10 protein-coding genes are annotated in these 13425 nt (G+C 44.4%); 2 read left to right on the forward strand and 8 right to left on the reverse strand.

All coding sequences use genetic code 11. The features are described from left to right. Nucleotides 1-12: 12 nt before the first annotated feature. From ERJ70_RS16870 to ERJ70_RS16890, 5 genes are all read right to left on the reverse strand, one after another. Complete coding sequence (locus ERJ70_RS16870) at nt 13-771, reverse strand: ABC transporter permease (RefSeq protein WP_209365923.1); 759 nt, start codon at nt 769-771, stop codon at nt 13-15. A 110-nt stretch (nt 772-881) separates the two neighbouring features. Beyond that, entirely contained in the window at nt 882-1991 is a 1110-nt protein-coding gene (locus ERJ70_RS16875) for an ABC transporter ATP-binding protein (protein ID WP_245208042.1), read from the reverse strand. Nucleotides 1992-2057: 66 nt separating this feature from the next. Next, on the reverse strand, nt 2058-3224 hold the full coding sequence (locus ERJ70_RS16880; protein ID WP_209365925.1) for an ABC transporter substrate-binding protein: 1167 nt from the start codon (nt 3222-3224) through the stop codon (nt 2058-2060). Between the two features lie 395 nt (nt 3225-3619). Further along, nucleotides 3620-5674: an alpha-glucuronidase family glycosyl hydrolase gene (locus tag ERJ70_RS16885; protein ID WP_209365926.1), complete on the reverse strand. Its 2055-nt coding sequence runs from the start codon at nt 5672-5674 to the stop codon at nt 3620-3622. A gap of 30 nt (nt 5675-5704) precedes the next feature. Then, complete coding sequence (locus ERJ70_RS16890) at nt 5705-6373, reverse strand: GntR family transcriptional regulator (RefSeq protein WP_209365927.1); 669 nt, start codon at nt 6371-6373, stop codon at nt 5705-5707. 218 nt (nt 6374-6591) lie between these two features. Here ERJ70_RS16890 and ERJ70_RS16895 point away from each other — a divergent pair, with 218 nt between their 5' ends. Next, nucleotides 6592-8601, forward strand: a complete 2010-nt coding sequence (locus tag ERJ70_RS16895) for a glycoside hydrolase (RefSeq protein WP_209365928.1) — start codon at nt 6592-6594, stop codon at nt 8599-8601. 106 nt (nt 8602-8707) lie between these two features. After that, nucleotides 8708-9412 carry a nuclease-related domain-containing protein gene (locus tag ERJ70_RS16900; RefSeq protein WP_209365929.1) on the forward strand — a complete coding sequence of 235 codons (705 nt, stop codon included), beginning with the start codon at nt 8708-8710 and terminating at the stop codon, nt 9410-9412. Between the two features lie 601 nt (nt 9413-10013). On the opposite strand, the gene pdxA is transcribed toward ERJ70_RS16900, so the two are convergent. Genes pdxA through ERJ70_RS16915 form a run of 3 tightly spaced genes read right to left on the reverse strand, consistent with a single transcriptional unit; the run spans nt 10014 to nt 13341 of the window. Next, nucleotides 10014-11012, reverse strand: a complete 999-nt coding sequence (pdxA, locus tag ERJ70_RS16905) for a 4-hydroxythreonine-4-phosphate dehydrogenase PdxA (protein ID WP_374099824.1) — start codon at nt 11010-11012, stop codon at nt 10014-10016. After that, complete coding sequence (locus ERJ70_RS16910) at nt 10975-12306, reverse strand: four-carbon acid sugar kinase family protein (RefSeq protein WP_209365931.1); 1332 nt, start codon at nt 12304-12306, stop codon at nt 10975-10977. Before ERJ70_RS16910 ends, pdxA begins: the two co-directional genes overlap by 38 nt. A gap of 15 nt (nt 12307-12321) precedes the next feature. Then, the gene (locus ERJ70_RS16915; RefSeq protein ID WP_209365932.1) at nt 12322-13341 is read right to left on the reverse strand and encodes a 2-keto-3-deoxygluconate permease; all 1020 of its coding nucleotides are present in this window, start codon (nt 13339-13341) and stop codon (nt 12322-12324) included. Nucleotides 13342-13425 lie beyond the last annotated feature (84 nt).

A 13425-nucleotide genomic window follows, 5' to 3' on the forward strand; every position in this document is an offset into this window, starting at 1 on the left:
TCACCTCTTTCGTTACTTAAATGTACTTGCAGAACCGACGAATCCTCGTTTTCTGATGGCGAAAACAATTCCTAGTACCAATAACTGAGTAATCCCCATGACGATCGCTACAGTATTTGCCATATTGTAATTAAAATTCCGCATTGCCTCTTCAAACGCCACTACCACAAACGTCCGGGTTTCGGAAGCAGGATTACCGACAATGACTGCGGTGGAGTAAACCCCGATTTGCATAATAAGATTCAGGGCAAAAACCGTTAATACGTTTGAGCGGATCAATGGCCAAAATACCCGTTTAAACGTGACCCAATGACTGGCTCCTAGCGTTCTTGCCGCCTTTTCCAAATTAGGATCGATTGAATCCATCATGCCGACGAGATTAGAGGCAATAAAAGCTACACCGAGAATGATCAGGGCAATAAAGGCTCCCCAATAGTTGTAAACCAGTGTAAAAGGTTCGTCTAACAACCCCATGTTCATCATGGTGGTATTGAACCATCCGGTCGGTTTGAAAAAGGCGATGACAGCCATGTCAATAATGATCGAGCCAAGGGTCAAGGGAAATATCGTTAACCCGGCGATCAATCCGCCACCTCTCATTTTGCCTCTGATAAAATAAGTGATGCCAAAGGCGATAAACAGCTCAATGATTGCTGCCGGGACAACTAAGTATAACGTTCGCCAAATCGTGTCGTAGTATTTTGCGTTGGTGAAGAACTCGACATAGTTGCTTATGGTCAACGCTGTCGCTCCAGGTTCTTGAAAAGTCATGATGAATCCCCTCACCAGTGGATACACAAATAACAATAAAAGAGGAAGCAATGATGGAAGAAGGAGAAGATAATCTCTTTTCTTTGTAAAAACCTCTTGATTCATGTCCTTCACTCCTTGTCGATGATTAATAGTTTGTCCGGATCCAAATAAAGTCTGACTTCTTCACCTAAGGCATAAGGGTTCAAGCCTAGCACGTTGATTTTGAACGTCCGGCCGCCCTCCGTTTCTACCTCATATCCTGTAGCGCTGCCAATATAGTCACTGACTGTTATGTGTCCTTGAAGTGTATTCATTCCAATCTTTGAATCCGTAATGATATCAATCATCTCCGGCTTAATTGTCAGGATGACATCATCGCCAACCTGGTGCTTTTCATCCTTTTTGACAGTCAGTCGGACAGCATCCTTATCGGCTTCAAATATAAAGTGACCGTCTTGTTCATCCACAAGCGTTCCTTCAAGAAAGTTACCATATCCGATAAAATTCGCCACAAAATAATTTTTCGGCCTTCCGAAAATGTCTTTTGGTGTTCCGATTTGTTGGATGACCCCATTGGACATAACAGTCACTTTGGTCGAGAGCGACAAGGCTTCTTCCTGATCATGCGTGACATATATCGTAGTGATTCCCAATTCATTGTGCAGCTTTTTCAATTGGGTCCTCATCTCTTTGCGCAATTTCGCATCCAGGTTACTTAATGGCTCATCGAGTAACAGCACACGCGGACGAATCACAATGGCACGGGCCAAGGCTACTCTCTGCTGCTGTCCGCCACTCAAATCCTTGATAAACCGGTCTCCAAGACCGTTTAATTGAACCATCTCGATCGCTTCATTTACTCTTTTTTTCTTATCCGCCTTTTTAATTTTTCTCATATCCAAGCCAAAAGCGATATTTTGTGCAACGGTCATATGAGGAAACAACGCATAATTTTGGAAAACCATGCCGATATCACGGCGGCTCATATCGATTTGATTGATCGGTTGACCGTTAAAAATGATGTCTCCGGAAGTTGGCTGCAATATTCCCAAAATCATGGATAGAATCGTTGTTTTTCCACAACCACTCGGACCAAGCAATGTCATAAACTCTCCGCTTTCAATCGTCAGACTGGCATCTTGAACAGCAGTCGTAGAACCGAACTGCTTCGTCAAATGGTTGATTTCAACTTTTGTGGATTCTGCTGTGACGTTTTTGCTCTGTAGTGCTTGTGCCACCATCTTCACTCCTTTATTTCCCCGCCTTAGTGAACAGGCGGGGAATTATTTTGCTTTATACTACGTTTAATCGGCTTGGATTTTTTGCTCCCACAAATTGTAGCTTTCATTCGTTGCCTCCAAATTCGGGAAGAGTACCCAGTTATCCTCTGGTACGTAAATGGTATCGCCGTCCTTGAATTCCGGCATGACACCCTCGAGGTACTTGTCGTAAGTATCTACGTACTCAGACTCCAAATACTCCGGAGAGGCTTCGCCATTTGCCGGTATGAAGCCAACCGCATAACCTTGGGATTGTATCTCTTTCGACGTGGCAAACTCTAGGAAATCCAGAGCAGCTTGTTTCCGCTCTTCCGGTAAATCTTTCAGCATGACATAGAAATGAGAGTCAATAATTTGCTTCGTGTCTTCCAACGTAACTGTGCCAATATTAGGTGGAACCGTGCCGGTAGCCTTCAGGTTGGCGAACCAGAATGGTGTATGAGGGATGATGTCCACTCCTCCCTCATAAAGCATATCGAAGCTGTCTGACGTCTTGGTTGGGTAATTATCAATCGTTTTGCCTATATCCTCTAAGTACGTCCACGTTTTATCGAGGGACTCAGGATCATTAAAGTCTTCTCCCAATGATTGAGCCAAGCCGAAGAAAAAGCCTCGTGCAGGACCGCTTGAAGGTACAGCTGGATACGTAAACTTACCTGGGTTTTCGGCAATCCAATCTTTCAGTTCTGCATAGCTGGTTGGCGGGTTATCTACTTTGTCTTTGTTGTAAGCAAGAATCGGCCCTCCTGATCCAGTCGTAACAGGGGCACCATACCCATCGAACTTTTCTTTATAAGCGCTTCCAATTTCGTTCCATTGGTCAGCATGGACCTCTTCACTGTAGTCCGGCAGCAATTGCTCCCATAAGCCGTCCCTGATTCCCAACGGCAATCCATCTAAACCCGTGATGACCACATCGATCGTTCCGTTATCCCCTTGCGTTTTTATCTTGTTAATTACCTCTTGCGGGGTACCCCGCCCATATTCAACGTTGTATTTGTCGCCATACTCCTCTTCGAACATCGGAATCACGATATCATTATAATATTCGTCACCGCCGGCAACTGAATAGATTGTTAGTGTTGTCTTTCCTCCAGAACCACCGCTACCCTCTGCGCCACCACCGCATGCCGAGAGCAACAGCCCAATTACAAACAATGTCGTGATCAAAAACAGTTTTTGTTTTTTCAATTCATTTCCCTCCCCAAAGATTTAGAAATATATCAAAGCACCAATAGACTCTGCTGGATTGATTCTCAGTGAATATTGCCGAAAATCACCTCCTTCATGAACCGCCATCTGTAAGCGGTTGCACAAATATCAAAAAATATAGGTTTATTTTCTACTGTGACTAGTAGTGCTTCTATTGGTTTGTAGCCATACTAATATGTCAGTTTTAAAAAGTATTTCTATCTAAAGAGACATTTTAATCATACTAGTATGTCAGTAACTATATTTATTGTACCTGCTATCATTACTAATGGCAATATTCTTACAATTATTTTTAGCTTTTAGTGCTTTATGGCTATTTCGCTCTGTTTAACAGACCTCTGCCCTTATCACCACTAGAAGCAGAGACCGACGCTTCATGGATGAATGGTCCTGTTTTGTTGGTCCGGAATTCCCGACTTTCTGTAAAAATAGGTGTTCACTTGATCGCGCCATTCTATGGCATTGTCCCGTTGCTTTTTTAACCGCTGTTTGACATTTTCAAAAACGGCGTTATCCACCTTTCCCTCTATCCCGTTCCACTTGGCGATAAAGGTTTCTACCTCTTCCACCCCTTCAAAGTGGGTAGTGTAAATATGCTGAATGACCGTCTCTCCTGATTTCAATCGATGGGAATAAGGAACATGATGGAAAAATAATAAAAGTTCATCTGGACACAGCTCTAACGAATCATACACTTTTGCATTTGGCTCTTCATATTGCGAGCTATACCCCGTCCCTGTTTCCACTGTCCGGTCCACACCGATTCCATCACGGTCGGCAAAGTGATAAGTCCCCCACTTTGAATACTCATAACCATCGACATTAGGTCCATAATGATGGTTTGGATTGACCATCCAGCCTATTCCCAATGGTGCCGTGTACTTTTCATAGACTTTCCATGAATGAAGCAAAATGTATTCGACTGCATCAACCACATCCGGATCATAGCCAAAGGTTAGATGAATCCAATCCTTAGTTATTTCTTCTGTTGTCCGTTCAGGATTCCATATTAATCGCCCATATCCATAAAGGTTCGCTTGAGCGAGGGTATGTCCGGTCCAGTTCCCGTCATCTCCGATATTCGAGACAGCAGCAATACCACTATATTGATAACCATGAAGCGTGCCGTCTACAATCGACTTAATCGTCGAGCCTTCTCCTTTGGTGTACGTATCAAAATCGAGCACCTCTTTCCATTGAGGAATCAAGTAGCACACGTCGATTTGCTGACCGGTATATTCCTGCGCAATCTGAAACTCCAGCATCTGGTTGGTTTGTTTCATCGCTCCCAATAAAGGAGAAACGGGTTCACGCACTTGAAAATCCATCGGCCCGTTTTTGATTTGCAAGATAACATTCTCTAAGAATTTTCCATCCAACGGTTTAAAATGGTCATACGCAGCTCTTGCTCTGTCTGTACTTCTATCCCGCCAATCCTGTAAATGATTATAAACAAAGCAGCGCCAAATCACTTTCCCCTCAAAAGGTTTTAAAGCCTTGGCCAGAACGTTTGCCCCCTCTACATGTCCCCGATCATAAGTGAAAGGACCAGGGCGCCCTTCTGAGTCTGCTTTGACGATAAAACCGCCAAAATCCGGAATATATTCATAGATTTCCGCTACTTTATCTTTCCACCATTTTTCCACTTCTGGACTGAGCGGATCAGCTGTGCCCAAACCGCCCAATTCCATCGGACTGGCAAAATTGATGCTTAAAAAAGAACGGATTCCATAAGCAGCAAAAATAGCTGACACCGCTTTCACTTTTGGCAAAAATGCCTTGGTGACCAGTTTCGTTTCTACGTCCCAAACATTTACATTGTTTATCGAAATCGCGTTAATACCCACTGAAGCTAATAATCTGGCATAATCTTTCACCCTTGTTAAATCTTCATTAAAATCGTTATCAACATAAAAAATAGATTGGCCAGCGTATCCTCGCTCGATCGAGCCATCCATGTTATCCCATTGATTGATCATCCTGAATTGATTTCTGGGTGACTCGACCACTTCCAGTGAATCGATAGGAACCTCTTTCTGCAAAAGTCTTAACAAATGAAATGCTGCATACAAGGCTCCCCTGTCGGTTTTCCCGATTAGGAGAACAGCTCGCTCTTCTTTTTCAAACACGGACTTTAACACATATCCTTCATCAGTGACGTCTCGAAACACCTCCGGAGAAATCCCATATTGCTTTAAGTCCATTTGCTCGTATGTACCTAAGATTATATGTCCCTCAGCGGAATTGTCGGGAACGAGGGTTACCCCAAGCATGGAGTGTATCCCCTTCTTCAATTCAGCTGCAGCAGATTCCAAAATCTGCGACTCCTCGTTTACTTCAATTGCTGTCAGCCATTTTTTGTATTCTTCTTTTTTCGTTCCTATCGGCCTATATTGGAGCCAAGCTTGATAGCTATCGGTATTTGACATATCTTTCACACCCTTCACCCTTTCTATCGTTCAACTAAAATAATTGGAATAAGCAAGCTTTAACTCTTCTTTTTCGTAATTCACCAAATTGAGATGGTCAAGAATTAACTTCTCGGCCATGTCCGCTTCCCTTTGCTGAATGTAATCATAAATATCGCGATGCTGCGAGACGAGTACATCCCAGTCCAGGTCTGAAGCCAGCCTCAGGACGCGCAGTCTGTCGAAATGGCTGTTCATTTGCCTGATCATCGTCCATGTACGCAATTTATTACACCCTTCGAAAAGCAGCCGGTGATATTGGTCATCCAATTCCAATAATCTGGAATAAGATCCTTTGTCTAAACACAATTCCTGCATAGCCAGATTCGATTCCAACTGAAAAAGCTGCTCTTCTCCGAAATTTTGACATGCCTCCCGGACGATGGCTCTTTCAATATTCTCCCGTACAAATCTGCCCTCTTCCACAAGATGTAAATCAATCTTTGAAACAATACTTCCGATTTGCGGAAAAATTCCCAGCAGGTTTTCCTGAGATAACTTTAAAAAAGCTTCCCTGACCGGTGTGCGGCTTACTTCCAAGTCTGCAGCTATCTCCTGCTCGGAGATTTTATGTCCTGGCTCCAGCTCTAATTCGATGATTCTTTTCTTTAACGTTTCATAGACAAAACTTCTTGTGGAAAGGTTTTCCCGCGTGATCATTGATGAAATTTCCCTCACCCCTTTACGTAACAACCATCTTTTGATACTCTAATTGTACTAGTATGGTAGTTATAAAACCAGTATAGATTGTTTATCTGGCAATTTCAATCCCTTTTTTTGCTTGTCCAAATCATTTTCTAATGGTATCCCCCTAAATGACAACGCTTCCAAAAAGGGATTGTGATTGTATATAAATCAACTGATGAAAGGAGAAGAAGATGAAAAAGAGGAGAAATGGAAAAGTTTTAAGTTTACTGCTCATTTTCGCACTTGTTATTGGGTCCTTCGGTTGGCAAAGCACCTCTCTTGCCAAACCGAAAGCTTCAACCGAACCACCGGTAACGGTTGTCGATTGGGACCATGAACTTCAAGAGATGGACGGTTTTGGCGGATCGTTTGCCTTTCATAAGGGCGGCTCGATTATGCGATTGGAAGAACCGGTTAGATCTAAAATCCTCGATTTGCTGTTCAGCCAGGAAAATGGCATCGGCCTCAGCATTGTGCGAAACATGATTGGAGACGGAGGCATTGCTGATTGGGGAAATGAACACTACGACGGTCCAACCGACACCATTTTGCCGTCACCTGATGAATATGTGTGGGAAGACCAGGAATGGGATAAAGAAGCATTTGACCAGTATCAGATTTGGATCATGAACGAAGCCAAAAAACGGGGTGTCGACACATTCCTAAGTACCGCCTGGAGTGCCCCGGCCTGGATGAAGCAAAACGGCAGTGTCATCGATAATGGCACAGCCCCCAACAAGCTGAGGGAGGATATGTATCAGGAGTATGCAGATTACCTAGCATCCTATGTAGAGGGATATAAGGAACACTTTGATTTGGATATCACCCATATTTCCCCATCAAATGAACCGGACTTTTCCGGCGGCTATTCCAGCAGTTTGTGGACGCCTGAAGAACTGAACACATTTGTCAGGGATTTTATGGGTCCTACATTTGAAGAGAGAAATATTCCGGCCGACATTGTTTTGGGAGAATCAGTGGGATTCGATGAAGAATTCGCACTTCCGGCTTTGAACGACCCGATTACAAACGAATATGTTGATGTTGTGGCTGCCCATGGCTATTCCGGTCTGAAGAGCGGCGGCACTGAAGCTGATCCGGATTCGTTTACCCGGTCACAGGAATTAGACAAAACCATTTGGCAAACCGAATACATGAACCAGGGAGAAGACAAACAGACCTATGAACATAACACGATTACAGACGGACTGAGATATGCCAACTTGATTGGCAATATATTTGAAGATACAGGCGTTAGTGCCTATTTCTGGTGGTGGCCTGCTGCCAATAACGGAGCCGACGGTTCTGATTTGATCCGCCTCGTTAATGATGGCAGTGACCAGGGAATCGCACCGACGGAAAATGGCCAATATCGTATTTTTAAACGTTTCTATACCTTTGGAAATTACAGCCGCTTTATCCAGCCAGGTTACCAGATGATCGAAGCAGATAAACATCCAGCAGAAGAGGTCATGGTTACCGCATATAAAGATCCAGAGACGGATAACTTTACGCTTGTTGCGGTCAACAACAGTGAGCAGGATCAAGAAATCACGTTCGACCTGGAAGGATTTCCTGGTGATATAGAGGCCGTCGTGCCTTATCGCACTTCTGCCAGTGAAAATCTTGAAAAATTAGATGCCATCGAAACAAACGACAACCAATTCTCTATGGAGCTGAGAGGATCCAGTGTTACAACCTTTATTCCGAAACAATTCGAACTTCCAGCCTTGCCGGATATGAAGGATGTCTTTTCCACTTATTTGGCAGCAGAGAACGATGGACAATCTGCCGGACTGCAAACCATGGAAAGCAAAGCTGGTGACAAAGTGATCACCAATGTCAGAGATGGCTCCTATATCAACTATACAAATGTGAATTTTGCCGATGGATCAGCCAGTGGACAGGCAGATAAGCGGGGAATCCTCAGTATGAACGCTACTGTCGCTCCGATAGCAGGAGGTACCATTGAGGTTCGACTAGACGATCCTGAAAATGGCAAGGTAGTCGGTACCATGGAAGTGCCGACAAACGGAAACCCGAATGACTGGATGACCGTTTCTACTATGATTGACACCAATGCCACAGACGGAGCAAATGGTTTCCACGATTTATATTTGGTGTTTACCAACGATAACCATAGTAACAAGAAGATGTTTAATGTGAGGGAATTTCAATTTAGTGATGAAGTGGTCGAATAGGTGCGGCTGCCCCCATTTTCTTGGGGGCAGTATTTTATTGTTTTAAGAGGGTTTTCTAGCAAAATGGAGAAATATGAATGGTAATAGGAAAGGAAGGTGGTTATTATTGATTGTTAAAAAAAGAGCAGTTCCACACAAACTGCAAGTGCTGGAAGCATTAATTCGTCGTTTACCTGCAAGTCACTCCAAATTCCCCTCTATAAAAGAAGATTACACCAGAAGACTCGCCGGATATCACGGCGAAAAGCAGATCGATTTCCATCTAACTTCTCTCCCTCCAGATTCCTTTTCCATCTTTCATGATTTACGCCTCCCTTACAAACAACATTATTTTCAAATGGACTCTCTACTGCTATCGAAAAAGTTTGCTGTTATTCTGGAAATAAAAAATGTGACGGGCACTTTGCTGTTTGATCAAACTTTTAATCAATTAATCCGGACTGCAGACGAAAAAGAGGAAGGATTCCAATCTCCCCTGGTGCAAGTGGAAAATCAGAAAAGGAAGCTATTGGAATATTTTAGCCAACACACTCTTCCGATATTGCCCATCGAATCATTCATTGTGGTCAGCAACCCCAGGACAATTATAAAAGCAAACGGCAATAAAGAAGATATCTCACGGAAAGTCATTCACTCCGAGTTTTTAACAGAGAGGTTGAATGAAGTAAAAAGTCACTATGCTAATTCTCCCTCTTATTCCTTAGAAAAAATGCGAATGCCCCTTCTTGGTTCCCATACAGAAGATCAAGTCAACGCATATACGCTAAAAGGAATGGAAATCGGAGATCCGGACAGGGGTCCAATGCCCTGATTGCAAAACCTTTGATATGGAAAGAGTTCATAGCAAATGGATATGCTCTTACTGTAAAAGTGAATCAAGAGATGCTCACCTACAAGCAATCGCTGACTATATGCTTCTATTTACCCCCTTCATTACAAATCATGCGTGTCAACAGTTTCTTCATATTGATCGCCATACAGCTAAGCGGCTCCTAAGTAAAAATTTCTCAGCAACAGGATATTCAAATCAGAGAAAATATTTTAATAATTAACGGATCTATTCATTATATGGAGGTGATCTTCTTCCCGGGGGAGTCGCTCTTCTTTCCTGGGGAGTCGATCCTCTTTTGGATCTAGTTGATCTTCTTCACACGGGGTGATCTTCTTTTTCCGGTTTTCGCTCTTCTTTCCTGGTGAGTCGATCCTCTTTTGGATCTAGTTGATCTTCTTCGCACGGGTTGATCTTCTTTTTCCGGTTTTCGCTCTTCTTTCCTGGGGAGTCGCTCTTCTTTTTCCGGTTTTCGCTCTTCTTTCCGAGGGAGTCGCTCCTTTTTTCAGAGTTTTTGCTCTACTACAACAACCATCTTAACAGAAAAACCCCCGACTAAGTCGGAGGTCCTCTAATCATTTATTTATTTCTCAGGCGCCAATTCAATTGCCTGACGCAATGCTTCTAATAAACTTTGGTCATCGGCTATCCCGGTGCCGGCGATGTCGAATGCTGTTCCGTGGTCGACACTTGTGCGGATGATCGGCAGGCCGACTGTAATGTTGACTCCGGCTTCCAGGCCGAGTACTTTGATCGGTCCGTGGCCCTGATCGTGGTACATGGCGACAACGATGTCGAAGTCACCGCGTTGGGCACGGAAGAACAAAGTGTCCGCTGGGAGTGGTCCTTCGACATTGATTCCTTCTCCTGTAGCACGCTCGATGGCTGGGATGATTTTTTCTTCTTCTTCCCCGTAGCCGAACAGGCCATTTTCACCAGCATGCGGGTTAATGCCGCAAACGGCGATTTTCGGCTGTTTGATACCTGAGTTGCTTAGCGTCTCATGAGCAAGACGGATAACGTGATAAACGCGCTCCGGCTCGATCATGTTGATGGCGTCAATCAGACCGACGTGCGTGGTAACATGAATTACTTTCAGCTTTGGTGATGAAAGCATCATGGAGAAATCCTTGGTGCCGGTCAATTCCGCAAGTATCTCGGTATGGCCTGGGTAAACATGGCCGCCTTTATGCAGTGCTTCTTTGTTCAAAGGCGCGGTACAAATCGCATCGATGCGACCGGCGTTGGCCAGTTCAATTGCCGTTTTTAAATATTCGAATGCTGCGTGTCCTGCTTCCGGAGAAACTTGCCCGAACGGCAGGTCTTTCGACAAAATATCAAGATCGTAGCAGGCAATTTCGCCGAAAGTGGTGTCTTCAAAATTTTCTGCTTCGTTCACTCGTTTAATAGTAATTTCTGTGTCGAGCACTTTTGCTGCCCGTTCCAACATTTTGGCATCTCCGATGACAAACGGGTGGGCATTTTCATATACTTCTTGCTTTTGTAAACTTTTTACGATAATTTCCGGGCCGACACCTGCGGCATCACCCATAGTTATACCGACGATTGGCTTCTTGCTCATCATGTAAGACTCCTTTCAGTTCCTGCATGGCTCGGTAAATCGATTCTGTTTTCCCGAAGGCGCCTGCTTTAGTCACTGCTGTAATTTCCCTGTTGGTTCCAATCAAAGTTCCAAGAGGAATTCCTGCTTCTATTTGTTTGATTAATCGGAAGCCGACTGCGCCTAAGTGGCGGGCGGTTTCTTTGGCGGTATCGCCGCCGGTCAGAATAAAGCCAGTCAGGTTTGGGTGCTGTTCAGCAACAATTGAAACAACCTGGCCGACGGCTTCCGAAATTCGTTCTCCGATCTGATTTTTGCTAAGTCCCAGTTCTAGCCCCAGTTGCTTCACCTGTTCACGGATTTGCTGATTGGATGGAACAAAAAGCACAATGTCCTTGCCTTGGTCCAATGCAGATCCGCTCACTTGTACATAGTGTGCCGCATGGCGCTGCCAATTGTCGGAAAAAATTTGCATCGTGTCGATTTTGACAGGCGCAACATTTTCCTGATCCTTGGCATAGTGTACTTGCTGCTGGGTAACTTCTGATAAACTGCCACAGACGGTCATCACCTGTTTAGAATGCGGGACCATTTTGGTGACGGTTTGATCACCGAGCTTGAGAACAAGCGGCAGCACTTCTGCAAGTCCGGCTGAACCGGCCCAGACAATGCTGTCAGCCAACAATACCATGCGTTCTACGATGGCTTGCAGGTCGGCTTGTGTTTCGGCATCACAAACAATGTACTGCACGTGCTCTGCCCTGAATTGTTTTATTTTTTCGACCCAGGAAACAAAGCTTTTACGCAATTCATCGGACTTGATCACTCCGACAGGTGCGCCGATTTCCTCTTCGATGATTGCCGGAATATAAGACTCGGTTACGGGATGCTTGGGATCCTGTGCAATTTCCGTCTCCGAAATCTTGACGCCCTTGACGTAATGATGGCCGTCTACAGTCGTTCGGCCGTAAGGGGGAAAAGCCGGAGCTACGATGACAAACTCCGGTTGAAACACTTCCCGTACAGCTTCCAGTTCTGTCCCAATATGGCCGCGTAACGTAGAATCCATTTTTTTATAAATGTGCTGATAACCTGAATCTTTCAAGAAATTCGCTGCTTTTTTGGTTACGTTGTAGGCATCTTCCCGGTTTAGCGCCCGGGAATTGGTATCAATGACAATGCCTTTATCCACGTTTTCCTGATGCTCTGGGATATCAAACAACACAGACGTTTCGATGCCTTTTTCTGTTAGCTGGACGCCGCTGTCGTTGGCGCCGGTTAAATCGTCTGCGATAATCCCGATCACTTGTGCCATACTAATCCCCCGTTCTTAAGATGCAGAGATGGAAGCTTCTTTTGAAGAGGTTTCCTTCTCTTCGTAATCTCCAGGAAGGTTGACTCCCTTTCTCTCCAGTCGTTTTACTAAAAATGCGATATATATCGGTAATAAAATTGCTGTTGTTACAGTGGATGCTGCAACTTGTACCGTCGCAAGATCTGTTACACTGGCAAAGCTGGCATTGGCTGCTGCGATTGCAGCTGGAGTGGCCACCGCATTTCCAGCAGTAGAACCTTCCGCAGCTCCGACAATCGGGTTCCACTTAAACGCTTTAAATACAAAGTAAGAAATAGTTCCTGTAAGGAATACAGTCATCAAACCAAGCACGATACCTGTCAATCCACCTTCAATGATTTTACCGAAATCGATCCCCATACCAAGCGCAAAGGCGAAGAATGGAATCAGCATCGAGCTTCCTTTATCTAGGAAATCACGCATATTTGGGTCCAAGTTACCTAAAGCCATACCAACCAGGATAGGCAGAAGTACCGCGATAAAGGATTGCAAGGAGAACATACCATCCACAAATCCCATCGCTCCGAAAATAGACAAGGCCACCATCGTGAAAAACGGTCCATCATTTAATGCCAACAAAGAATAAGCAGCACGGTCTGTTTTGTTGCCGTATTGACCGACGATGGCGATATACAAACCACCGTTGCTGTTGGTCATTGCAGCGATGATTGCGATCGGTGCTATTCCGAGCCACAGTCCGTTGTCTCCAGCCAGTGCATAGGCAAGTAAGCCGAATGCTGCACCGACAACCCATTTTGTCGTTAGCAGTGTTGCACCTTTCCCAAGACTGACTCCGACATTGCGGAAGTTGATTTGTGCCCCAGTACATAATAGGAACAGTGCAATCAAGGTACTTGCTCCATCCACGAACAGTGCCTGTGTGAAGTTACCGATTCTTAGTAAGTCAGGAGCAAATGTATTTAGGACAGCCGCTAATAGTAGCGGAACGACCATCATGCCTCCTGGAATTCGATCTAGCGTTGCTTTAATTTGCATTTTTCTTCCTCCCCCATTTTAACAAGAATGTTTCAAAATTAAACAAATATAATTGCTATAAAGCGTTTTCAGTTATTATATTAA

This window comes from Sediminibacillus dalangtanensis (genome assembly GCF_017792025.1).
Taxonomy (GTDB): Bacteria; Bacillota; Bacilli; order Bacillales; family Amphibacillaceae; genus Sediminibacillus; species Sediminibacillus dalangtanensis.